16 protein-coding genes are annotated in these 24,701 nt (G+C 49.2%); 5 read left to right on the forward strand and 11 right to left on the reverse strand.

Annotated features, from left to right (window positions below; all coding sequences use genetic code 11):
* Window positions 1-235: 235 nt before the first annotated feature.
* Both QUA03_RS05150 and rppA read right to left on the reverse strand, forming a co-directional pair.
* Window positions 236-1,507: a HAMP domain-containing sensor histidine kinase gene (locus QUA03_RS05150; RefSeq protein ID WP_333210268.1), complete on the reverse strand. Its 1,272-nt coding sequence runs from the start codon at window positions 1,505-1,507 to the stop codon at window positions 236-238.
* Window positions 1,500-2,174: a two-component system response regulator RppA gene (gene rppA, locus QUA03_RS05155; RefSeq protein WP_333210331.1), complete on the reverse strand. Its 675-nt coding sequence runs from the start codon at window positions 2,172-2,174 to the stop codon at window positions 1,500-1,502. The genes QUA03_RS05150 and rppA overlap by 8 nt, the downstream gene beginning before the upstream one ends.
* Before the next feature lie 159 nt (window positions 2,175-2,333).
* On the opposite strand from rppA, the gene QUA03_RS05160 reads away from it, so the two are divergent.
* The 3 genes from QUA03_RS05160 (at window position 2,334) to QUA03_RS05170 (ending at window position 5,137) form a co-directional block, all read left to right on the forward strand.
* On the forward strand, window positions 2,334-2,723 hold the full coding sequence (locus tag QUA03_RS05160) for a hypothetical protein (RefSeq protein ID WP_333210270.1): 390 nt from the start codon (window positions 2,334-2,336) through the stop codon (window positions 2,721-2,723).
* Between the two features lie 391 nt (window positions 2,724-3,114).
* On the forward strand, window positions 3,115-4,458 hold the full coding sequence (locus QUA03_RS05165) for an amino acid permease (RefSeq protein ID WP_333210271.1): 1,344 nt from the start codon (window positions 3,115-3,117) through the stop codon (window positions 4,456-4,458).
* A 25-nt stretch (window positions 4,459-4,483) separates the two neighbouring features.
* On the forward strand, window positions 4,484-5,137 hold the full coding sequence (locus tag QUA03_RS05170; RefSeq protein ID WP_333210273.1) for a class I SAM-dependent methyltransferase: 654 nt from the start codon (window positions 4,484-4,486) through the stop codon (window positions 5,135-5,137).
* 103 nt (window positions 5,138-5,240) lie between these two features.
* Here QUA03_RS05170 and QUA03_RS05175 read toward each other — a convergent pair whose 3' ends face one another.
* The 8 genes from QUA03_RS05175 to QUA03_RS05210 form a co-directional block, all read right to left on the reverse strand.
* The gene (locus QUA03_RS05175; protein ID WP_333210275.1) at window positions 5,241-6,332 is read right to left on the reverse strand and encodes an RNA-guided endonuclease TnpB family protein; all 1,092 of its coding nucleotides are present in this window, start codon (window positions 6,330-6,332) and stop codon (window positions 5,241-5,243) included.
* A gap of 173 nt (window positions 6,333-6,505) precedes the next feature.
* Entirely contained in the window at window positions 6,506-7,795 is a 1,290-nt protein-coding gene (locus QUA03_RS05180; protein ID WP_333210276.1) for a Rid family detoxifying hydrolase, read from the reverse strand.
* A 231-nt stretch (window positions 7,796-8,026) separates the two neighbouring features.
* Window positions 8,027-13,336, reverse strand: a complete 5,310-nt coding sequence (locus tag QUA03_RS05185; RefSeq protein WP_333210277.1) for a response regulator — start codon at window positions 13,334-13,336, stop codon at window positions 8,027-8,029.
* Between the two features lie 51 nt (window positions 13,337-13,387).
* Window positions 13,388-14,206, reverse strand: coding sequence for an HNH endonuclease (locus QUA03_RS05190; RefSeq protein ID WP_333210279.1), 819 nt, complete (start codon window positions 14,204-14,206; stop codon window positions 13,388-13,390).
* Between the two features lie 141 nt (window positions 14,207-14,347).
* Entirely contained in the window at window positions 14,348-17,443 is a 3,096-nt protein-coding gene (locus QUA03_RS05195; RefSeq protein ID WP_333210281.1) for a methyl-accepting chemotaxis protein, read from the reverse strand.
* A gap of 147 nt (window positions 17,444-17,590) precedes the next feature.
* On the reverse strand, window positions 17,591-18,124 hold the full coding sequence (locus QUA03_RS05200; RefSeq protein ID WP_039887356.1) for a chemotaxis protein CheW: 534 nt from the start codon (window positions 18,122-18,124) through the stop codon (window positions 17,591-17,593).
* Window positions 18,124-18,495, reverse strand: a complete 372-nt coding sequence (locus tag QUA03_RS05205; RefSeq protein WP_333210282.1) for a hypothetical protein — start codon at window positions 18,493-18,495, stop codon at window positions 18,124-18,126. The genes QUA03_RS05200 and QUA03_RS05205 overlap by 1 nt, the downstream gene beginning before the upstream one ends.
* 326 nt (window positions 18,496-18,821) lie before the next feature.
* Window positions 18,822-20,060: a response regulator gene (locus tag QUA03_RS05210; protein ID WP_333210283.1), complete on the reverse strand. Its 1,239-nt coding sequence runs from the start codon at window positions 20,058-20,060 to the stop codon at window positions 18,822-18,824.
* 1,203 nt (window positions 20,061-21,263) lie between these two features.
* On the opposite strand from QUA03_RS05210, the gene QUA03_RS05215 reads away from it, so the two are divergent.
* Complete coding sequence (locus QUA03_RS05215) at window positions 21,264-21,389, forward strand: hypothetical protein (RefSeq protein ID WP_333210285.1); 126 nt, start codon at window positions 21,264-21,266, stop codon at window positions 21,387-21,389.
* A gap of 303 nt (window positions 21,390-21,692) precedes the next feature.
* Entirely contained in the window at window positions 21,693-23,438 is a 1,746-nt protein-coding gene (gene hmpF / locus QUA03_RS05220) for a pilus motility taxis protein HmpF (RefSeq protein WP_333210287.1), read from the forward strand.
* Here hmpF and tilS read toward each other — a convergent pair.
* Complete coding sequence (tilS, locus tag QUA03_RS05225; RefSeq protein ID WP_333210288.1) at window positions 23,435-24,580, reverse strand: tRNA lysidine(34) synthetase TilS; 1,146 nt, start codon at window positions 24,578-24,580, stop codon at window positions 23,435-23,437. The genes hmpF and tilS overlap by 4 nt on opposite strands.
* Window positions 24,581-24,701: the final 121 nt, after the last annotated feature.

Consider the following 24,701-nt stretch of genomic DNA (forward strand, 5'->3'; position numbering starts at 1 on the left):
CGCGCACTTTACCCTCGGCGGTTGAAACCGTAACTACATAATCGATCGCAACTGTGATTCAAGAGTGACAATCTTCTATGTCCCCGTTATAGCCGCAGGATATCTTCTATGACCGAAAGCATCCAGGATACCCGCCACGTGATTCATCCGTCCAGAAATAAAAAACCTGTATCCGATAAAGGAGCCCCCGAATTTATCTCGCGCAAGTCAATGCTTCAAATCTAAAATCTAAAATCTAAAATCTAAAATCGATTGACAGGGGCAGTTCTATTTGAAACAGAGAACCTTTCCCAACCTCGCTACTTACTGTTAGGTGTCCGCCGTGAGCTTCCACAATTTGCTGGGCGATCGCCAATCCCAATCCAGAGCCGCCTTTCTTCCGTGTTCGTACCTCATCAACTCGGTAAAATCGATCAAAAATGTGTGGCAAATCTGCCTCTGGAATGCCGATTCCCCTATCTTCTATTTGAATTAAAATGCGATGAGACTGATTCAATAACCGCAGCCACACTGTTCCTTCAGGTAAGGTATATTTGCAGGCATTGGTGAGTAGATTAGTGATAGCTTGTTTTAATAAATCAGAATTGCCTTTGATCATAACTCTCTCTTCAGGCAGTTCTAAATGAAGTCTTAAATGCTGGGCAACACCCTGTATTGATGAAGTGGCGATCGTATCTTTTAACAGGTCATTCAAGTGAATCGATTGAATCGAGTTTGCGTCTAACTGTCCTGCCTGTCGTGCTAAAAACAAGAGATCAGTCACCAACCGATTCATCGACTTAGCCGTTTCAGCAATCTTTTCCAATCGAGAGTGCTTAGGCTTGCCGGCATCGACTGGGCTGAGTAAGCCAACTTGGGCATTGCTGAGTATGGTGGCAAGCGGTGCTCTTAGTTCGTGGGAAGCATCAGATGTAAATCGTTGCATTTGGGCATAGGCGTTTTGAATGGGTTGCATAGCCAATCCGCCTAAAAACCAACCTACTAGACTAATCGCGCCCAGGGTCAAGGGCAATGTTACCACCATTACCATCAGTAACTCTCTCAGTGTTTTCTGAGCATCAGTCAATGGGATGGCAATCTGGAGGTAGCCAATCGTGCGTCCCTTGTAGTCAACCGGAAGCGTTAATTGTCGCAGCCACTCGGGGGAAGACTGAATGGTTTGAAACGCCGCGCGAGCCTGAATCTGAGCCGAGGGCTGCGCCCCATAAAACTGTTGCAGTTGTCCAGTCGCTGAATACCACCGAGCATAAACAACTTCACTGTCAGAGGGAGGAGAATAATTCCCAAGAATCGGAACGTTACTCAGATCGATGTGTTCTTTTCCCTGCCGCAAACCATAGTCAATATTGGCAGCCATGACTCTTGCTTTTTTGTAGAGTAGTCGATCGCTCTCTTCTAAGCGGTTAACTGCTCGCTGGTAGTAAATGATCCCTGCAAAAATGATCAGAATAGCCCCCATCGAGAGCGTAAACCAGTGGGCAAGATTGCGGCGGCTACGATTAAACATCTGGATTCAAGCGATATCCCATACCATATACGGTTTCTAGCCAACGGACAGCACCTATCATCTGCAATCGCTGCCGCAGACGACGCACTAGGACAGTAATCGCATTACTCTCCGGTTCGCTGCCCCACTCCCACAAAGCTTGTTCTATTTGGCTACGGGAGAGTATCTGACGCGGATGGCGCATCAGATACTCTAGAAATAGAAATTCACGAGTCGATAACTGCATACTTTGCTCCCCCCGTTCAATAGTCAGCGTTGATAAATGTAGAGTCATATCTTCAACCTGTAAAGTATCTCCTTTCCAAAGTGGCGATCGTCGTCCCAATGCCCGCACCCGTGCCAGCAGTTCAAACACATCGGCAGGTTTGATCAGATAATCATCAGCTCCAGCGTCTAAACCGCTAATTTTGTCAACAATCGCATCTTTGGCAGTCAACAGCAACACTGGGGCCGTTTTTCCCAGACGGCGGTATTGCTGGCATAAGCTTAAGCCACTGATCTCAGGTAATAACCAATCCAGGATCAACAGATCATAGTCCCGCTTCGATAAAATCCACTGGGCCGTCGCCCCATCTTCTACACCATCGACAATATGTCCAGCCTCAGAGAGAGCAGCTTGAAGTGGCTCCAGTTGATCTACATCGTCTTCTACCAGGAGAATTCGCATCCGTCTAACCATTGTTTGGCAAATTTTACGTATGGTAGAGAAGAAATTTAGGCAAAGCCTCCATCACAGGTAAGATTTATGCCAATCTGTTGCTAACTAAAATGTTGGTAGTTTCTCCAGATTATTTCGAGCCATCTAAATCTAAAATCCAACATTCCAATGGCTTTACCTCGCCTCCTACCGCTTCTACACCGCGCTGCCTGGGAATTCTGGTTACCCCTGCCTTTGGTAGCAGCCTTATTCTGGACTACAGGTAACTTCCTCGCGGTTCAAGTTCTCAGCCGTCCTTATAACTCTGTCCACAAACTCCAGGCAGATAGACCGTTAAATCGGAGATTACCAGTAACAATCTTGACCATAAATGCAGAAATCGATCGCAGCCTAGGTGTTACCACTATTTTTGTCAACACCAGTGACTCAACTCTAAAGAAGCTGGAATACGAGTTTCCAGTAACCCAAACCAGTCAGGTCGAAGCAACGATCGCCCAAGAATTAGCAATGCCGGTTGAAAATGTCCGCAAATTGATCAGCTACCGTATTAAGAACTAAGCGGATGATCGAAAAATTGCTGCACCATTCGCGAGTGGGAAATAGATCGAGTGCCGCCGATCCTAAGCAGGGATTTAGTGCCTGTGATGAGAAGGACTAGAAATTGTGTCTTCTGTAATATCGATAGGCTCCCAGTAATTAATTGGAGAAATGTGGGGATTGTCACCTTTGAGTCACATTTGCTGTTGACGCTAAGAGTAGACCTTGATTGTCAACCCTCTCCTCAATAGATTTTTGAGGATGAACAGTTCACGTTTCCAGCAACTCTTTTTAATTTCTGGTATCGCAGGAATTTTAATTCTTCTGAGTGGGCGTCGGATTTTTGGGCAAAACGGAAATTGCTTTACGCCTGGGTGTCGTTACAAATTCTACTCGTTGAGAAGCTAAAACTGTGGATAGATTAGAGAACACTGCACTGGTGGAACGTAACGAACCCCAAACAGGGACTCCAAAACCCTCTATTACTCTAATTGAAGCGATCGCCTTGATTGTCGGGCTAGTAATCGGCGCAGGCATTTTTGAAACCCCTGCTCTGGTCGCTGCTAATACCGGAACGGTTGGTGGTGTCATAGGAGTCTGGCTAATGGGCGGTGTTGTGTCATTGCTGGGGGCACTTTGCTACGCCGAATTGGCAACGACTTATCCCCATGTCGGCGGCAACTACTACTACCTGAAACGGGCATTTGGGCAACCGATCGCGGTTTTATTTGCTTGGGCGCGCATGACTGTGATTCAGACTGGCTCGATCGCGCTGCTGGCATTTGTGTTTGGCGACTATGCCTCGGAGCTATTTCGACTAGGTGGCTACTCGCCTGCAATTTACGCAGCAGTCGCAATCGCCCTGCTCACAATGCTGAACATCATTGGACTGCGCCAGAGTAAAGGCCTCCAGAACTGGCTAGCGGTGATACTCGTTTTAGGCTTACTCCTAGTGATCGTGGTTGGTCTGGCATCCTCCCCTCCTCCCGTCGGGCCCCTTCCCTTCGATGCCTCTCCTACCTCTTCCTGGGGCTTAGCGCTGGTCTTCGTGCTGCTGTCCTATGGTGGTTGGAATGAAGCCGCTTACATTTCTGCCGAAATTCACCACCCGCAGCGCAATATTTTGCGATCGTTCCTCTGGAGCATTGGCATCATTACAGCACTTTATCTGCTGATTAATCTGGCATATCTGCGGGGATTGGGTATCGCAGGCATGGCAGACTCTCAAGCCGTTGCATCAGATTTACTGCGGCGAGTGCTGGGTGAACCGGGAGCCACGTTTGTGAGTTTACTGGTTGTGACCGCCACGCTGGGGTCGATCAACGGCAGCATCTTTACGGGGGCACGCAGCAGCTTTGCTCTGGGGCAGGATAGGTCTGCGTTTCGCTGGTTGGGACGCTGGCACCCGCATCCGAGTTCACCAACAACCGCTTATTTATTGCAAGGTGCGATCGCGCTGACGCTGATTGGGCTGGGAACCTTCACCCGCAAAGGATTTGAAACAATGGTGGACTACACTGCCCCCATTTTCTGGTTTTTCTTTTTGATCAGCACCCTGTCGTTAATTGTTTTACGCATTCGAGAACCTGATCAACTCCGCCCGTTTAGCGTACCGCTTTACCCGATCGTTCCCATAATGTTCTGCGCCATTTGTGGCTATTTGCTCTATTCCAGTCTGGTCTATACAGGCATCGGCGCGATCGTAGGGGTCATCGTTGTTCTACTGGGTATTCCCTTTGCCCGTCATACTACATAGCAACTTTTTTTGGAGATTTACGATCATGCAACTCAAAACCATTAGGCAATCAGTCTTTGTTGGCGTTAGCATTCTCAGTTTTGCTGCGATCGGCTGTAGCGAACAACGTAACTTTGAGACAGTGGCTCCCACCCCGGCTGCCACATCCCAAACTAATTCTGTTTCTGATCTAGCTCAAGCGAGTCCTAGCCCCACAACAGAAGCTCCCACTCGTCAACCCGATGTCGTTTACGTTCCAACGCCTGTACCGGTTGTGAATGAAATGCTGCGGCTCGCAAACGTGCAATCCAATGACGTGGTTTACGACCTAGGTAGTGGCGACGGTAGGATTGTGATTGCAGCCGCTCAAAAGGTTGGCGCGCGGGGCATTGGTATTGACATCAGCCCAGAACGCATTCGAGAAGCTAACGAGAACGCCAAAAAGGCTGGCGTGACCGATCGTGTCGAGTTTCGTCAGGAAGATTTATTCCAAACAGACTTCAGTGAGGCAACAGTTGTCACGCTTTACCTACTGCCAGAACTTAACATAAAACTGCGCCCCAAATTACTCAGTGAATTAAAACCAGGTACGCGCATTGTGTCCCATGAATTCGATATGGGCGACTGGAAACCTGAGCAGGTAGTAAAAGTGGGCGAGAGAACAGTCTACTACTGGGTTGTACCTGAAACTGCTTCGTAAAACTTATCTAAACTTGTCTAAACTCATTTTCAGACACAGTTTTTAGTTCACTTCCTACGCTATTGGGTAGACGGCTAATCCCAAGATAAGTAGGCTATCTCCCTCAAGCCGAGGGTTCCCAGTTTAAAATATTAACGCTTGCATTCCAATCGCGATCTAAAGATATACCGCAAGCAGGACAGTCAAAAGTCCGAACGCTTAGCGGCATATCTTTTTTTGTGCCACAATTCGAGCAAGTCTTGCTGCTGGGAAACCACTGGTCTACCAACACTAAATTAGCTCCGTACATTTGGCACTTGTAGTCGAGTTGACGTTTGAATTCGTAAAATCCAAGGTCAGATATTGCCCCGGCTAATTTGTGATTTGCCATCATTCCTTGAACGTTTAAGTTCTCAATCTTAATTACCCTGAAATTTTTGGCTAAATAAGTTGTCAACTTGTGGAGAAAGTCCAAACGAATGCGAGCTATCCGGGCATGAAGCTGACTAATTTTGCTGTAAGTTTTGCGCTGATTGCGAGAGCCTTTTACCTGTTTTGATGCTTGGCGCTGTAAAGTAGCAAGCTTGGTTTTCGCTTGTTTTAGCGGCTTTGGTGCATCAAAAGTCTGCTGGGTTGATAGCGTGGCCGCATACTTGATGCCGACATCAATTCCCACGGAGCCTTCAAAGTGCTGGACGGGCAAGCGCTCTGCGTCAACGCAGAAGGAAACGAACCAGCGATTCCCTTCTTTTGAAATAGTAAAAGTTTGAGAGATGAAACTGCATTCTAATGGTTCATAGAGTCGAAAAGTTCCCAAAGTAGGAATCTTGATCTTGCTGCCAGCGGCTAACAAAACTTTACCGTTCGACGAGTCAACAGTGAAAGATTGACCGGAGCGTCGGCTAGCAAATTTCGGATGACCTGAAGAACCAGAACGGTAGCGACTAAACGCATCTTTCAAATCGATTAACGCATTTTGATAAACTCGACTGGATAACTGATTCATCCAAGCAAATTCAGGTTTTTTCTTGACGTAGTTGGTGAGAACTTTCTTGACTTCGTTGATTACCTTCGAGTCGGTAAATTTCCCCTCACTGTACATTTGAGTCCGCAAGCTCAATCCAAAGTTAAAAACCACGCGCCGGAATCCTGCGTGTTTTGCCATCAACGTCGCTTCCTTATTATTTAGTTTTAGCGCTCGTTTGATGGCAAACATAAAACTCCCTCAAGCGTGATTAACTATGAATAAGTTTAGCAAACTATTTGGCACTTAAGTTAAACTCCTGCTAATTTGAAGAAGTAGTGAGACTATTGCAGCTTGAGGAGTCAGACTCTATATACCTGGCACGTCGATCCGATCGACGTGCCAGGTCAGCACTCTAACTCACGTTAAATAACCGCAATACAGTCAATCTCTACTAACACATCTTTCGGCAAACGCGAAACCTCCACACAAGCGCGCGCCGGTGCAGTTTCCGCATCAAAATATTTCGCATAAACCGCATTCACAGCGGCAAAATCATTCATATCTTTGAGGAAAACCGTAGTTTTTACCACATCCAACCAAGTAGCGCCGGCTTCTGTGAGAATCGCTTCTAGATTCGCCATAACTTGTTCGGTTTGTTTTGCCACATCGTCGGTGTAGACAATATCGTTTAGTCTAATGTCGATCGCAATTTGACCAGCTACAAACAGCATAGTGCCCGTAGCGGCAATGGCTTGATTGTAAGGGCCCACGGGTGCCGGTGCTTTGTCAGTACGAATAATTTTGCGCGTCATAGATGTTACCTTTTGGGATGATTTTTCCGAAGTTTCTGGCTGGTAGAGTTCTGCGTTAGAGGTTTCTGGCTCGTAGATTTCTCCATCGGGCATTATAGCACCAGTTAAGTCTGCATTTTCGATATTCCAGCCATAGGTTATTGCGTCAGTTAAGTCGGTCCTTTTCAAGTTGGTTCTACTTAAATCTGCTCTACTTAAATTTGCTCCTCGCAGATTAGCTCTTTCTAGATCCGAGCCTTGCAAGCAAGCTTTTTTAAGGTTAGCTTTTGCCAAGTTTGCCACACTTAAATCTACATTTATCAACTTCATTCCTGACAAATTATTTTCGGGCAATTTGACTGCCCTAAGTTTAGAACCGTTGAGATTTTTTGCCTCTAAGAGTTTTACACCACTTAAAATTGCAGAAGTTAAATCTGCTTGAATTATGTTGGCTTCAGTCAGATTAGCGTTAGTCAAGTCCGCTCTATTTAAGTCTGCGTGAAACAAGGAGGCTCTACTTAAGTTAGTAGCGGTTAGATTTGCACCACTCAGATTTGCCTTGTCAAGATTAGCATTAGTCAAGTTGGAACTACTCAGATTTGCTTTACTCAAATTTGCACCGTTGAGTTCTGCTAAACTTAGATTAGCTGAATCACAACGTATTCCACTCATGTTTGCACTTGTCAAGGATGCCCGACTCAAATTAACAGCGTAAAAAATCGCATTTGTTAGGTTTGTGCCACTCAAATCAGCCCCAGTCAAATCAGCACTTTGTAGGTCTATCCCACTCAGGTCAGCACCTTTAAGGTCTACCCCACTTAACTTTGCATTCGGAAATTTACGTTCGCCTTTAGCGTATCTTTCTAAAAGTTCTTTAGCATCCATAAATAACCTCGATCGCCCTTCCGCTACACCCCACATTCCCAGCCTACCACCAAAACCGAAAGCGCGAGCTAAATCTGCGTTAATCTGCGTCTATCCATTTTCATCTGCGGTTAACAAATTCCCTTTTTTGCAACCGCAGATAGAGGCAGATAAACACAGATTCACGCAGATGAATTAGAGATTATCTGCGTGAATCCGCGTCTATCAATTCTTATCTGTGGTTAAGAAATTACCTTTTTTAACCGCAGATAAATGCCGATTTACACATTACACACCAACCGGAGCACCAACAACCTCACCTTTCAACATCCGAGAAGCAGCATCAAGCAATTGCTCCTCCAAATAAGGCTTAGTGAAATAGCCTTTCGCGCCCAAACTGTAAGCCATTTGGCGGTGTCTGTCAGCACCGCGAGAAGTTAGCATCGCGATCGGCAATTCACACAAAACCGCATCCTTCTGCATCCGAGAAAGTAGTTCCAAACCGTCCATTCTCGGCATTTCAATATCGCAGAAAACGATATCGCAAGGCAGACCAGATTTCATCTTTTCCCAAGCTTCCTTACCGTCGCGAGCTTCTTCTACACGATAGCCAGACTTCTCGAAAGTAATCGACAATAGCGATCGCACGGTAATCGAGTCATCCACAATCAGCACAGTCGGCTCAGTCTTCTCGAGTTCCGCTTCGGCAGCAGCCCGATCGCCCTCATCCCAAAGCGTACCGCCAGTGTCCTTCCGCAGCCTTCCAGTAGCCAAATCGATCAGCTCCAGAACGTCCGCAATTGCCACGATCCGACCGTCTCCGAGCACCGTGGCCCCAGCAATCCCGATCGGCTTCGGCACTGGCCCTTCCAACGGCTTGATCACAATTTCCTGTTCCGTCGAAACCTGATCCACCTGCACCGCCAAGAAATTGCCAGCAGAGCGGAGCACAATCACCGAAATCATGTCATCGTCAGTATTAAACCCGTAAACACTGCCCCGACCCAAATGGCGGCTGTAAGCCAGCAGATCCCGCAGCGGCCGGAACGGCAAGCTTTGACCCCGCCACTCAATGCAAGGCAAACCATCCGCCCCCGTCGTCACCTGATCGCGAGGCACATCGATCATATCCTCGACCCCATCCATCGGGAAAGCAATGCGAGCGCGATCGCTAATGCAAGTCAGAGCCTTAGAAATGCTCAACACCAGAGGTAAACGGATCGTAAACACAGTCCCCTTGCCGATGGTTGAATCGATCGACACAGTGCCCCGAATTTCCTGCAACGAAGTCTGCACCACATTCATACCGACCCCCCGACCGGCGTACTCCGTCGCCTGTTCCTGAGTGCTGAAACCCGGCATAAACAGCAAATCGTAAACTTCCGAGCGAGACATCCTCTGAGCCTGAGCCGCCGTCAGCATACCCTGCTTAATCGCCTTCGCCTTCACCCTTTGCGGGTCAATTCCGGCCCCGTCATCAGAAACCGAAACCACGGTTTGGTTCCCTTGGTGGAAAGCGCGAATCGTAATCCTGCCGACTGCAGGCTTCCCAGCCGCCAGACGCACCTCCGGCGCTTCGATCCCGTGAGTAATCGCATTGTTCACCAAATGAGTCATCGGGTCATATAGTTGATCCACAATCATCTTGTCGATCAAAATATCCTTACCCTCAACCTGCAATTGAGCCTGCTTGCCGCACTTAATCGCAATTTCCCGCACCGCCCGGAACAGCCTGTCCGTTGTCTCCGCAAACGGCTTCATCCGGGCGCGAGTTAAACCTTCTTGCAGTTGAGTCGTGACTTGCCGCAGTTGGCGAGTCACCTGATCCGCCTCATCCACCAAAAACTCAATGTCCGCCGCCGACTCCCGTACCCGCACGATCAGCTCGATAATCTCCTGAGCCAAACTGTGGAAAGGAGTAAACCTGTCCATTTCCTCCGGTCTCCAGGCACTTTCCCTGGTGTGCGCCGAATCCTCAGAGCGCCAGGCCGATCGGTGTCCCTGCCGGTTTGCCAGCAAAGCAATCTCCAAAAGACTCCGCTCGTAGAAATCCTGAGTCCGCTGGCTCACATCGCTCAGCAGCGTTACCTGGTGCAGCAAATTGTCCAAAAACTGCCGCATCCGTTCTTGGTCTTGCTCCAAACTGTTGCGGTTCACAACCAGTTCCCCCATCAAATTGCTGAGGTTGTCCAGTTGCTTGACCGGCACCCGCATCGTCTGGTCGCCGAACCCGCCCGCGCGGGCATTCCGCCTGGGTCTGTTGATCGCCGACGGCCCCATATTGCCTTCCCCTTGGCGGCCACTGTCCTTGGGATCTTCCAGCAGTTTTTCCAAATCGCCAAATTCGTCGTCGCTCTCTTCGGCAGCAGCGCGCGAAGCTTTACTGGCAGTTGTCGCCGGTGCAGAAATTTCCGGCATAGTTGCGCTCTCGCTGAGGAGTTCTTCGAGATCCGAAAAAACTTCTGTATTTACCGGACTCTGATTTGTGTTTCCAGAAGCTCCTATTACAGCTCCCGCACCCCCTGCGATTAACAGAGCTTCTAAATCGTCAAAATTGCCTTCGGCATCATCCTCATCGCCTGATTCGCCCTCGCCAAAAAAGTCTGCCAGCGATCCCTCTTCCAACTCCGAGGAATCGGCATGGGCCGACTCGTCCTCAGCGTCCCAAAAGCCCGTCGTCAGTTCCGAAGTCACCAGAACCTCAGCATCGATCGAATCCAACAAATCATCAAAACCCTCCAACTCTTCGTTGTTGAGAGTAGCCCCGGTTTCCATCGCCGAGAGCAAGTCAGCATCCCCATCAAACATACCATCGAGAGATTCTGCAGGCAGTGCCTCTAAATCCACACTCGAAAAATCCGTTTCCAGGGCATCAAACAAATCATCTTCGCCCTCAAACTCCCCGGCGGCATCTGTTTCGGCTCGATCAAACAAATCCGCACTCGCCTCGTCGAACAAACCATCGGCAGGTTGGGCAGACAACTCCTCTTGAGCCACAGCAGCGCCGTCATCTGGCGCCGATCCAGCATTCCCCTGCTGCACCATGCCTTCCCCAAACATATCCTCCAAGAAATCGAAAGCTGCGCCCTCATCAGATTCGACATTTAAAATTTCCGACTCAGGACGATCGTGGGACAAAGCCTCTAGTTCAGCCTCTGCCGAATTTGCCAAGCCTTGGTCGGAAACAGCCGCACCATTGTTCTCGAACAAACTCCCCAAGTCGCCCTCATCAACTCCCACATCCGCACTCAGCAATTCTGAATGCCCATCATTGGGCCAACTCCCACGGGCTTGCCCCGAAGCTTCTCCGTCATACTCAGTACCCGTAGGTACAGAACCGAACAGCTCAGCCAAATCCGCCGCTTCTCGGGAAGTAGCCGATCCTTTGCCATCCCGCACAGTCTGTTCATCCTCAGAAATCGCGTCCGAGGTCATATCCCCAAACAGCGCATCTAAATCCGTATCGTCCACTTCCAGGTTGAGCGATTGCACAGACTCGTCTTCCATGCCGAAAGAATCTTCTAGCCAGTTTTCATCCGCAGAGATATCTAAATCAGAATTTGATGTCATGTTAAGAACGTTGCCCATTTCCTCATTTTGTTCGGTGCCTGCAGCTTGAGCTCGATCGCCCCCGTTCTCCCCACCTTCGTCTTCTGAAGAAAGGAAATTAGAAGTAATCCCCAACAACTCGCTCAAATCCGAATCCTCGCCAAGCTCAGAGAACAACTCGAAATCATCGATTTCAGGCAGACCAACCGCTTCGGCCTCCGCTGAATCATTGCCCCCCCCTGCTGCAGGTTTCTTCGATTCTCCATCTAAAGCCTCAGACTTCAGGGAATACTCCGAAGAGACTGCCAGCCCACCTGTTGCCTCAGATAAGCCTAAATCGCTGAACAAGTTCTCGAAATCAGCATTGTCCGTACCACCTGCAGAAGTTTGGGCAGCCACTTCGTCCAAAAGCGTACCGAGAGCATCTTCGTCAGCTTGTCCCCTGGCTGGGGCCACCGTCTCGTCTCGCCGCTCCAAACCGCCCTTACCGTTACCCGTTTTAACCTGTTTGCGAGTTAACCGCTGGCTCGAACCCGCATTTTTCTGACCGGCAGCTACTGCCGTGCCCTCTGCCTCCTCTCCAAACAGCAAATCCTCCCCAAACAAACTCGTCAGGTCATCAATCGGAGGCTTCGTGTTCGTTTCGGAACTTTCCGCATCGTATTCGTCAAACAACAAATCAGTAAAATCGCCGGAATTGTCATCGTCTGACCCCAGCATTCCCGCCGATATCCCAGAAGACTGTGCATAGTCGAGGTCTTCTTCTTCTTCCCAAGCGCCGTCGAGATCCGGGGACTCGCCGTCAAACAAGTCAGCTAAAGTGTTGAGTTCTGCCGCGCCCACTTCCGGGCCGGTGCGGGTCGAGCCTCTAAATGCACCCGTCTCTATATCCGATTCTGCGAAGGCGGAATCCGCGTCGAACTGGGACGATCGAATGCCACTGTCATCGTTGCTGTTGCCACTGTCGAGTTGGTCGAACAGCTCGTCTATACTCAGCCCCGAAATAGTCGGCAGCAACTTGTTCAATCCATCCGGGGCATCGCCCGATCCCACCAGATCCCAGGCCTCATCCTCAACAGAAACCACATTTTTCCCGGATTTACTCGGTTGAGCGAAGGCCAGCAAATCTTCAAAATCTGTTTCTGGAACCAGAACAGCCGGCTGCAGCGCCAGAAGTTTTGCACTTGGTGCGATCGACGATTCTAGACCAGAAATGACCAGTTCTTGCGCTTGTTTGATGTCTTTGATCACCGTTGGGGCTAAGGTACGGTAGGTATTGTCTGGGTTGGCGATCGCCTTGGATACAGCTTGGATCAATTCTATCCAGCAGGGCAGTTCAAATTCTTCCCCCGCCCTGAGCAAGTTCCGACAAATGTTCTTGAGTTGCCGCCTGCTTTCTGGCCCTTCGGGCTGTTTGAACTCTTGCAGAAGTTCCCGCATCCTCGCCGGTACGTCCGAGTCAAATACTAGCTGCAGCGCGCTGTCTTCTGTTGCTCTGGCATCAGGTGCATAAACTGACCGCGAATCCTGAATACTCCTTGATGAGGCCAACGCCCCGACTCCCATCCCCGCCATAACTGGTTCGGGTACGGCCAGAGCGCTGCTCTCGTATGCATGGTATTCTCCGTGTCCAACGAGTCCCCCCAAGTGCCCATTAAGTTCTTCAAATACTGGTTCTAATTCTCGAACCATCTGTTCTCCCAATTCTTCTGTCAGTCCAAAAGGCCCCGACAGTTGCTCTAACAGCCCTTGCAATGTGTCAAAAATTCGCAGAAACAGGGACTCTAGCTGTTGGTCTACTTTAACGCTGCACTCTTTTAATACTTTAAAACTATCTTCTAGTCGGTGAGCTGTTTGCTGAATGCTCGTCAGCCCCAGCATTGCTGCTCCTCCTTTGACAGAGTGAGCGGCCCTAAATACTTCGTTGACCAGTTCTGGGTCTTCGATCGTGGTTTGCAGATTCAGCAAGCCTTGTTCGATCGTATTGAGGTGGTCTTTGGCCTCCTCAATAAAGTAGCCCATTATCCTCTGTTGTTGCTCCGGCAGCATAGTTTTATTCCTGATTTTAAGCGTTATTGTATTGGGTCTATGTTAGTAATTCTAGAGAAGGTCTCTGTATATCTCGCCCCTTGCCAAGAGAATAATCTGACTGCGAGATATGGCAAATGTCCTGGCTATTTTTCTTTTCGATATGCCCTCACTTAAAAGATAGCGAATCTCCCGCACCTGTTCGGGTTGGAGTTTGCGGTGGACAGATATCTTGCCGGGAACGAAAGGAAAGCGGTTTTTTTCTATAGCATCGCGGGAGTTATCGGCGGGGGTTCCTTCCCACAAATGGTCTGGATTGACACAACCGCGATCGTCGCAACTGTGGCAAGCAAAATAACCGGGTTTGACAGGCCTTCCCAGTTTGTGTTCCAGTACCAGCCTGTGGGGATAGAAACTTTGATTTTTCCCATTAATCTTGATAGTTTTCACCGAGTAACCATCACTTCTTTTAGCCAAGGTACAAACCATGCAGCCGTTCGGCTGTATTTGGGCCCGAATGCCTGGAATTACTTCTATGCCTCGCACTTGTTTTTGAGGTTTCGGCGCAGATGTACTTTCTACATCTTTAATTCGTCCTTTCTTAAACCTATCTTGAGAATTTTCCAGTCTAGAACCTTCCCATAAATGGTTTGGATTAATGCAGTTGCGGACATCACAAGTGTGGCAAGCAAAGTATTCCGGTCTAATCGGACGACCTAAGATATTTTCTAATACTAAACGGTGGACAGTAAACGTTTTCGATTCACCGTTAATGCGAAGTCTTTTATTGGCATAGCCACTGCTAGATTTGGTTAGGGTAGAGATAATACAGCCCGTCGGCTGAACTTCACCAAAGATGCCCGGTATTACCTCTACTATGTTATCGTCCATCTGTGCAACTCCTACTTTGTTTAGGTGTTGGATTGGCATCCCCGCAGCGGTTTCAAGACTGCGAGGTTGCTTTTTGTCTGTCATCATTGCCACACTAACGTGCTTGTAAATCAGCCAGCAAAAAAAGCATTAGACAATTGATTACTGCCTTTCTGCTGTTTCTACTCGGAATCTTTCCACCGATGTCAAAAGGTCGCGAGCAACGCCCACCAAATTTTGCAAAGCACCCGAAACTCGCTGCGCTTCTTGGGAGGTTTCCTGAGCAGTTAGCTCGACTGCTTGCATCACACTGGCGACTGCGCGAGCTGTTTCGTTTTGCTCTACTGTGTCGGCAGTAATCGATCGCACTAGCACGTCAATTCGGTTAGTTACTTGAATGATATCTTCAAGCGATCGCTTCGCCTGTTCTGCCAATCTTGTCCCCTCAATAACCTGCTGGGTCCCTTCTTCCATCGCCGTCATTACCGCGCCGGTTTCGCTTTGAATTTGCATCACGATCTGTTCGATTTCTTTCAAAGACTTAGCCGATCGGTCTGCCAATTGTCGCACCTCATCTGCCACGATCGCGAAACCCCTGCCCGCTTCCCCAGCTCTCGCCGCCTCAATACTGGCGTTGAGGGCCAACAAATTCGTCCGGGAGGCGATCGTCGCAATTAAAGCCACAATCTTAGAAATTTCTTGAGAAGCTTCCGCCAACCTCTTGACTTTTCTCGTGGTTTCTGCTACTGTTTCGCGAATTTCCAAAATCCCGGCCACCGTCCGCTCCACAGCCTCGCCCCCTTTCAGAGCCGTTGCCGCCGCGCCCCTGGCCACTTCTTCCGCCTCTCTAGCGCTCTCTGCGACCCGCTGAATCGCATCGGTGAGGACTTGCACGGAATTCAGCGTTGCCGCCAGTTCCTCAGCTTGCCGCAGCGCGTCGGAAGACAAATCGCCCGCAAACTTGGCACTATCCGTAGCGCCTTTGCTGACCTCCCGAGCCGCCTGCTTCACCTGATGGACAATTTCGCGCAGATTTTGAATTGTCAAGTTAAACGAGTCAGCAACAGCACCCAAAACGTCTGCAGTCACTTCTGCCGTCACCGTCAAGTCACCCCGGGCCGCTCCTTCCACGTCGTCTAGCAAGCGAATCACTTGGCGCTGCAAGTCTTCTTTTGCTTGTTCCTGCTCGTCAGACTTGCGCCTGGTATCGCTAATCGTGGTTTGGATGACCTTCGCCATGTGGTTGAATTTAGCAGCCATTTTGCCAAATTCATCTTCCGAGTAAACCGTAGCGCGAGCGTCCAAAGTTCCTTGAGATACGGCATCGAACTGAGCTTGCAAATTATCCGACGACTTGCGTACCTGCTTGGCGATCAACTGGCCGATGCCCCAAGAAGTTAAAAAGCTGGTAAAGCCTGCGGCTGCGGTCATTACCCAGCCTGTTTGGCGCAGGTAAACGATCGCCTCCGGTTTGTCTTGCCGCAGAGCTTGATAGGAGGCAATGTTGGTGACGAAAGCCACAGCTACCAGAGAAACCAGTCCCGCCCCGATTGCCGTGTACAACTGTTTTGTAAACAAAGGGGCATTTTCCAAGAAAGCCAGTCCCCCCTGTTCTACTGTTACCGAAGTATCGACTGCTTCTGTTTCGGTGGGAGAAAAACTCGACACAGACGCATCAGCCGGGCCGCTTATGCTAAATATTTCGTCATCCCGAATTGCTGAGCCATCGCTGTTGTCAAAGTCCAGGCTGCTGCCTGTCGTTCCCATCATGCCGCTGGTCGAGTTGCCGAAATTGGTGTTACCTCTAGTCAATATCGAACTGCTGGCATCTTCTGAGATATCAAAGTCAGGCAAATTTCCCAAATCGTCAAATTCGTCAAATTCGTCTAAAAAGTCGCTGTGTTCTTGAGCGTTCCCAGTTTTTGACGACCAGGCGCTGTTGTTCTTGTCGGACGCCCCGAAAGCTGTCGCTTGTTCGTTTTCGTCGAAAGAGAAAGAATCGCTAAAAGCGTCGTCTTCAAAAGCATCTAACTCGAAGTTGTCTCTAGAGCTAAATGCCGGGGGTTCCGAGTCGCTGTAACCGTTGCTGTTGGCGGAAGCTCGATCGACTGAATTAAATTGTCCCCGGCTCGACCTTTGACTTTGAGAGTTGGGGACAGCACCTCCCATCAACAGCGTTTCGTCTTCCGCCAGCGAATAGTTTGACGAGTAGTCCGACCCGTTATTCGGCTGTTTGTTTTGAGATCGAGAAGACCCCAAACCCGACGAGGGCATCGCCTCGGCAAAAGGGTCTTCCTCTTCTTCGGCATAGGGTGCGTTATGACCGTAATTTTGACCACTCTGGGGCGGGGATTGGTAGTCGTAGTCGGAGTTATCGTCGAATTCGTCTGGCAAATCGAGCGCAGCAAAAGGTTCGCCCAAATTGTCCGAGGGCGCGATGGGGGAGTCTAGTGGGTTCGAGTCGAAGGAATTCCCGACTTCTGAAGAGGCAAAACTTTGACCGTTGAGCATCTGAGTCGGAGCTTCGGAAAACGAATCTCCTGAGTAAGGTGCGCTTGAACCAGACACTTTGCTGCTAGACAAGTCAGCAGCATCAAACCCTCCATCATCTAAGGCAAAAGGGTCTCCAAAGTCCGAGTCGGCAAATTCGTCTATCTCTAGGGAGCCGGAGTTCTCAGCATAAGCTGCCATTCCGCCGCTGTCGCCACCAAAGGGGTTAGAATGTGAGGCTAAATCTGGGACTGAGCCTGCGCCATCGTCGTCTTCTGGTTCCCACCCCAAGCCACTCATCCCCAAGTCAGCCAAGTCCTCGTTTTCCATGTCGTCTGGGGATTGACTTCTATAGGAAAGGGATGGTGAATTTCCTTGGAAAAGTCCTAAATCCGGATCTTCTAACCCTTCATCAATAGATAAGTCTGGATAAAATTCTAATTCCGTTTCAGCAGACAAAGCCTCGAAATTTTCCGTTTGCAGCTCTCCAGATAAAAATTGGTCAGTGTAGGTAATTCCGCTGTGAGCGTGTTCCACCAAACTCTGGTCATCACTCAGGCCTAGCACAACCGTGTACTGTTCCCGCGCCACCTCATACTGTTGCAGTCCGTAGCAGTAAATGTGTCCGCACAGCAGGCGAGCGCTGGGGTCTTCGGGAAAATCTTCTACTAATTGATAAACTAGGGCTGCGGCTTCTGAATAATTGCCATCCATGTAGGCCGCTTCTGCCCGTTGGTAGTCCTGCTGAAAGTTGGTACTTGTTGCCATTTGCCGCCCTCTTTGGATTTTAGATTTTAGATTTGAGATTTTTGATTTTTATCTTGAATTGAATGTTTAGATGCGCGCCTCAAGTCGTGTGACTGTTGATGGTTAGACCTCAATCGAAAATCGCAAATCGCAAATCTAAAATCGATTTCACGCTGCCCACCGCGCCGAGCGCAGAATTTTCACTTGATCTAGCAGTCGGAGCACTTTCTGAGCTGGTGCACCTAACATCCATTCTCCCCTCAGAAATGGAATCATGCCGTCTGGTGCATTGTTCTGAGAGTGCAGTTGCTCTACGTCGAGCCAGTCCATCCCCACAATTCGATCGACTGCCAGCCCCAAAATCGTGTCTTGGTCTTCCACAGCCACGATCGGGATTTCGGGTCTATCTGTGTTCAGAGGTGTTTGGTCTCCCAGAAATTGGCCGAGGTCTGCCACCCAAATCACTCGTCCTCTCATATTTAGCGTACCTAAAAGCAAAGAGGAAACGTTGGGGATCGGTGTCATGCGGTCTGGGGAAGGGGATAGTACCTCTCTAATCCCTGTCGCCGGCAGAGCGAACTCGTTCCCCGAAGGAACGTAGAACCGCAGGTGCAGCTCGCCTTCGGGAGTTTCTAGTTCTTGGAATTCCGGAGCCGGATCTACACCTAGTCCTGGTAATATAAAGTCTGGGCTACCGCTAATCATAATTCTGACACCTGCATTTCTAGCAAATTGTTGAGGTTTCCCGCCAAGAAAAACTTGATCGAAACTTCGATGGTCGAAACTTGACACAGCCAAGCTTGACACAGCCAAGGGGTGAATGGCGCTACTGCCGGAGGTACTTGGCAATAAATTTGTTCCGTCAATAATTGACTGCCATCAATAAATTCGCGCGACCAATGCTTACAAATTAGCTCAAATAGAGTACGAACAATTAATTTGAAACCCCTAGAGCTTGACTTTGTAATCCCACCGCCGTCTCCATTGGTAAAACTCTGGGTAATTTCTGCGATGAATGCTAAACCGATACTCGGATTAGCGAGGAGTTGTTGACATGGCTGGTGTCGCGACAATCATGAACGGAGTCACTTAAGACTGACAATTGCACTCTCTGACTTTGTACAGAAATACCTAGCAATAAGTAGCTCTGTACATCAGTTTTTCGGAGCGGCTACAAGTGGAGAACAAGTATATTATATTTGCACTTTGAGCGTGTTAGACCACTTGGGTCTAGAAATTGAACAGAGTTTTACCGACGCCCTTATGCCAGGGCGCGGATTAATACATTCTAGTTTATGGTGCGATCGCCAATAGTACCCCCAGCTTTCTCTTTGTGGTGACCGAGACTTGAGCTAACCGCAGGTACAAAAAAGCTCCCATCCTGCCATCGGTGCGAAAGTTATTTTTCTTCTAATTGGTCTTCTAGCGATCGGTCTAATAATCTTTCTGAGAGATTGACCCGAGGGTAGCCCGGACCCACATATTTTTCTACCAGCATCAATAACTCGCTTTCACCAAAAGGTTTGGTGTAAAAGTCTGTAGCTCCGGCCATGCGGGCTTTAACGCGGTCGATAAATCCGTCGATGCCCGTCAGCATCACGATCGGCGTCTGCCGGAAAGCGCTCGAACTACGCAGCATAGCGCAAATTTCGTAGCCGTCGAGTTCCGGCATGGCGATATCACACAGAATTAAATCGGGTTTGAGTGGAAACACCAAACTCAGGGCTTGGAGGGGATTGCCGATCGTAGTAGCTTCGTAACCGTGTTCATTTAAAATTGACTCGACTGTTTTGCGAATAGTATTGTCGTCGTCAATACAGACAACTCTCGGAACCTTGGTTTCTGGGGATGACCATTCTTTTTTATTGTTGGCCGGGGCAACAGAGGGTTCGTAAAATACTTGCACCAATCCCTGCTGCACAAAGGGGTAAATCGCCTTAGCGACAGTGAGCACGTCTCGGTTGAGGTAGCGCGCCATTTGGCGGATCGAAGTGTGCCCATCGGCCCAGCGTCGGAGAGTATTAAAGGTATTGACAGGCAGCGCGACTCGCAGCTCGGAGGGGTCTGAAATCACCGGACATTGGTTGGGCGACTGAATGTGAGGGTGAAACTGCTTCCACTGCTGCACCTGTTTGACAATCTTGGCCAGCAGGGAGCTAATTTCTAAGCTGGTCAGTTGAGGAGCCAAAGCTGGGCCCATTTCAAAAGTGAAGGAACCCTGGTGGAGACTGAGCAAGTCAAATAGGGTTTCGTGGATCATGCTCTGGATGATGTTGCGCCCTTGAGCTGGGGTGAGGATGTGGTTTTCTAGCAGGGCCCATAGGTAGCCGTATTCTGGGGCATTGGTAGATGCCATATAGGGAACTTGGATTTTGTCGAGGGCGGTATCTGCTTTGTAGCGGCGCAGGTAGTCGCGCAACCGAAACAAACTGCCCGCACTCTGGGTAGCGTAAATAATCTGACCGTTGAAGCAGAAGACATACCAGGATTGTCCTGCAAGGGAGCGCGGGGTAGGTTGAGTACCCGTGCTGCTGCCGGTGGAGGTGTAGGCCTCTACGAACAGTTCTCCGGTTCGCTGACCTAACTCAATCAATTGCAGGATGCTGCGGATGTCTATTTCACTCAAATTTCCCTGCATGCAGCTAAAGTATCCTCCTTAAAACCGTTGGCGTCTGAGCTCGGAAAGACTGTGTGCTGGCGAAAAGATTGACTTTAGTTTCCGTCAATAATTTACGCGCTGATGCCGATCTCACAATTGGGCATTGACGAAAGGGCGATACTTGCTGCCGATCCTCGGCCGCGCTACCAGTCCACAAGCTGAAACCGCGAAACTCGCGGCATTCTCTAAGTGTAGAGTTTCACATTGTATTCCCACGGCATTGCCTAAACTCGTAGAATCCACATTGCACGATTGCACGGGTTCTTCGAGTGTGCAACACTGGCATTCCCGACTGGTTCAAGTCTTCGATCGCCAAAGTTTTGAAGTTTTTGCCTGAGTATGCCGTCAGTTTCTCCAGCACATCTTGGCGTAGGTCAACTTCAAAATACCGAGGATTCTCTGGTTTTACCGCTGCTACCAGCAGCAAGTGCCGATCGATCCCCTATGGGAACTTGAGGCTAGTCTGTTGGGTTGGATGAGTTGCGATCGAGGTTTTTTTTGGGTTTGCCACAGCCCTAAAATCAGGTGCAGTCAAAATGAACCTTTGTTGGCAATTGTCAGGAAAACCCTCAGTGCCGATCGACCTTTTTGCTCGCCCGCGGCGAGCGTCATAGGCTCGCGTCATTACCCTATTCTAAGGCAGCGCGGTTCAAATCCCTAGTCCGCCGAACCCCGGCGCCGGCTTGGGGCCGCAACGGCTTTTCTCACGATCGACCCATAACTAAAGCTTTGTCAAATCAATAGAAAGTTTTGGATCGAAACGCCAGAGGCAAGCCCTGGGCTAACGACATGGGGATTTAGACTTGGGGATCAGTCGGTAGGGACTTTTAAGTCTCGTGAAACGATTGTGTTGCTAAAACCAGAGTGGTATAATTGGCCCAGAGCCATTCGCCAGAGTAAGAATAACTTTCAACCCATTGAAATATCCAAGAGGGCGAGCAACCCCGGCAACGCACTAATCCTATTAATTCGGAATAGTTAACGGGGAAATAAGTGCAGCATAGGTCACGTTCAACCTTAAAAATATGAATAACTCAGCAAGTCTGCGCTCCTGGAGAAGTAAAGTTCTTTGAGTGAGTAGAGGGATATTTGAATGTCCCGTTGTCGTCTTGAACGTGGGCAAGAATCCCCCGGCTTTAGAGGTAGGGAGGTTCAAGGACTGACCTTTTTCAGGTTTGGGCTATGGCAGTCTCCGAAGTTTTGCTAGTCTTTAATCAAGCGGCATTGGTACTGCTCTCTCATTCCTCCAGACAACTGGCGGCGGCTGTACTTTCTGGAAGTTCTCCCGTGAGGGCGTGCTATGCGTGAGTGCTGAAGAAAAGTTAGAAAAAAATGCTATCCCCCGATTGGGTAAACGATACCAAAAAGTAAGACTTAAGTGGCAAAAAGTTATCATTACTTGCCTATACTTGTTTACTTTAGGTAAGTTGACTAAAGATCACACGCAGTGTTATGTTTAGTCAAGAACCTTTGGCTTAAGGGGGATAGCCTACTTATGTTGGAATTAGCCGTCTACCCAACAGCGTAGGAAGTAAACACCACTTATCTTTTAAGCCTTTAAGTAACTTAAAGTAAGTTGGGATAGGTTTTACGAAGCAGAGGACTATTAGTGTGCTGTATCTAGCGGAAGTACAAAAACAGAAAAGCGGCTTTGGTCTCGGTGGCGGTAAGGCTGAACTGAAACTGCTAGCTTGTCAGCGGGGCGAACATAACTGGAGCGCCGTACCAGGCGATGACGGGATCCCAGTTGAGGAAGCTAATAAGTTTAACGACGGCACGCTGGTGCTGGTTGAGTTGAGCGCTAGCAAGCAAGTGCAGCGGATTCAGGAGGCGGCCCGCCAGTTGGTGAGCATTCTGCAAAATTTCTCGCGATTGCAGGACAAGTTTAAGGATAAGGAAGAGGAAATTGAACAGTGGAAGGCTTCTCTGACGTTTTCGAGTCAGGAACTCAATCGCCGGGAAATGGAAATGCAAGCCCGCGAAGAGCAGTTGGCTCAAATGGAAGAGGAGTTGGAGCGGCTGGAAGCTCAGCGCTCGGAAATTGAAAATACTAGAGATGAAGCTAACCGATTGCGAGAAGAAGTCGATCGCAGTCGCGTGGAAATTGAGACGGCTTGGGAACAGTTACGGGGCGAGCAGCAACGGGTGGCCCAGCAGCAGTCTGAGGTTCCGCAGGGGGCAGTAGTTGATGAGCAGCAGACGCAGAGGATTCAGGAGTTGATGCAGAAGCTGGGAGGGGCAATTGCTTCGGCCCACGGGGTGCGGGAACAACTGAATCAGTCTTTTAGTGCCGTGGGCGCTCAGCAGGCAATTCTGGATCAGCACTGGCAGCAGTTGGAGCAAAAACAAAGCATAGCTCAACAGCAACAAGAAGAGGTCGATCGACAAAATCAGAGCCTCCAAAACCGCTGGCAAGAGTGGTACCAATCTCAAGAAGCTTTGGCCGGGGCTCGGGCGGAGCTTAAAGGGCAGCAAAGTACCCTCAGCGCTAAGCAGGACCAGGCTCGATCTGTGTCTTTGCAGGTGCGGGCTGTTGAGGATATTTACCAGCAAGTTTCCAGTCTCGCATCTGCTTCGGGTGCTGCGGGTACGGAGCAGAAAGTAGATGTGTCAGCTTTGGAGAAGATGCCTGTTGATGAGTTACAGGGGCTGGTGCAACACCTGCAACAGGATTTGGAAAAGGTGTTCCGGTTTGTTAACGATCAAGAGGAGGAGTTGACTCTGCAGCGGGAGACAATCGAGGAGCTGCAAGAGAAAATTCAAGCTGCTAGCGAGTACGATCGCATGGCTTTGGAAAATGAAATGGCAGATGAACTCGAAAGTTATCAGATGTTAAACGAAACTCTGGTGGGACAGCGCCTCCGGTTGCAGGAACGGGAAGATGTTTTAAAGCAGCATCAGGCGGTGCTGTGGCGGCGGCTGGGTACTGCTAATGCTCCAAAACAAGAGCGAGGAGATATTGATTTGGGGCCTATTGTCGCACAGCTCAATACTCAGCGGGAGCAGCAAAGCCAAGAATTGCAAAGACTGGAAAACGAAATTCAGCAGGTGCGGGAAGCCTTATCCCAAATTGAGGCAAATGTCAACCGCCAAAATGGGGAAAGTGAGGCGAAACGCTACGAACTCAAGCAGTTAGAGCAGAATTTGTTCAACCAGAAAGGTGCAGTGGCGCAACTATGGGGCAGAGTGAATGTTTATCAAGAAATGTTGCAGCCGGTGCAGGACAATTTGACTGCGCTACGCCAAAAGCTCGAAGCGGCGGCGGGGGAACTCGATCGCGTGCAGCAGACAGGAGAGGAGCAAGATCGGGTAGTTTCCGATTTGCGACAAGTCCTTTCGGGTTTGATCACAGCTTAAAATTTAATATCTAAAATTATCGAAGGGTGTTCGACTCGACCGATCGCTCCTCCAGGAAATGGATCGGTTTGCGATCGGTTGGGCGCTACGATTAAGCTGGTTAGTTTTTCTACGCTTTCAAAACTCGATGCCGATGGCAATATTTGTTGCAGTAGTTGCCGCATTGCCCGTCGCTGTAGTGCCAGGGGTGCTTCCCGCAAAATCGGGCGATTTAACTTGACGGGAAGTTGAAAATTCACCTGGGGGCTGTCTGCAATTGGAGACATTGCTCGCTTTAGCAAGTCGCTGGCTGCAAGTTCGAGATATTCTACATCGGCGCGGAGGAGTTCGGCTGTTTGAGCTAGGGCTTGTTGGGCTTTTGGGTTGAAATGAGTTTCCAAATAAGGCAATAATTCCGATCGAATCCGGTTGCGACTATATTGCAAGTCTTGATTTGTGGAATCTTCCCAAATGGGTAGTTTTTGCTCTTGACAAAATTGACCTGTTTGCGATCGAGTTATTTCGAGCAAGGGACGAACTAAATAGATTTTAGATTTTAGATTTTGGATTTTCGATTGGGAATTGTCATCCTGATTTTCCCATCTAAAATCGGCAGATATTTGGGAGTTGGGATTTTCGCCGGAATTCCCCAGTCTAAAATCTAAAATCGGCAATCCAAAATCGAGCAGGGGCCGCCTCCAGGTGAGGGCGGAAAGTCCATCGGCGCCACTGCCGCGAATCAGGTTGTAGAGGAGTGTTTCGGCGCGATCGCTGGCTGTGTGGCCTGTAACAATGTAGGGGTAGTTGTGGGCGATCGCAATTTCGGTTAAAGCTTGATATCTCCACTGTCTAGCCGCTGCTTCTGTTTTGGGGATGTCCGAGGCTGTTTCCAAATAGTAGGATATTCCCCAGTTTTTAGCTAATTGTTCTACATGATTGGCCGACGCTTGCGAGTCAGAACGCCAACGATGATCGCAGTGAACAATAGCTAGGTTCCACCCCCATTTAGGCTGCAAATCTAGCAGTAATTTAATTAAACACAGAGAATCTTGTCCGCCGGATACTGCTACTAGCAATCGCTGATTTGAGGGCAATATTTGTCTGTATAGCAGCGTCCTGTGCAGTTGAGCGTGCAGGTGCGTCCAATTGGAAGATTCAGCCATGAGAGCAGTTTTTCATTAAGCAAAAATCAGGAAGTTAGGAAACGAGCAGTGTCCGGGATTTAACGGAGGGATTTTAAGCAAAGAAGGGGAAGCATCCCCCTCTCCCAATCTCTCAATTTTT

The sequence above is a fragment of the Microcoleus sp. S36b_A4 genome (assembly GCF_036700645.1).
GTDB lineage: Bacteria > Cyanobacteriota > Cyanobacteriia > Cyanobacteriales > Microcoleaceae > Microcoleus.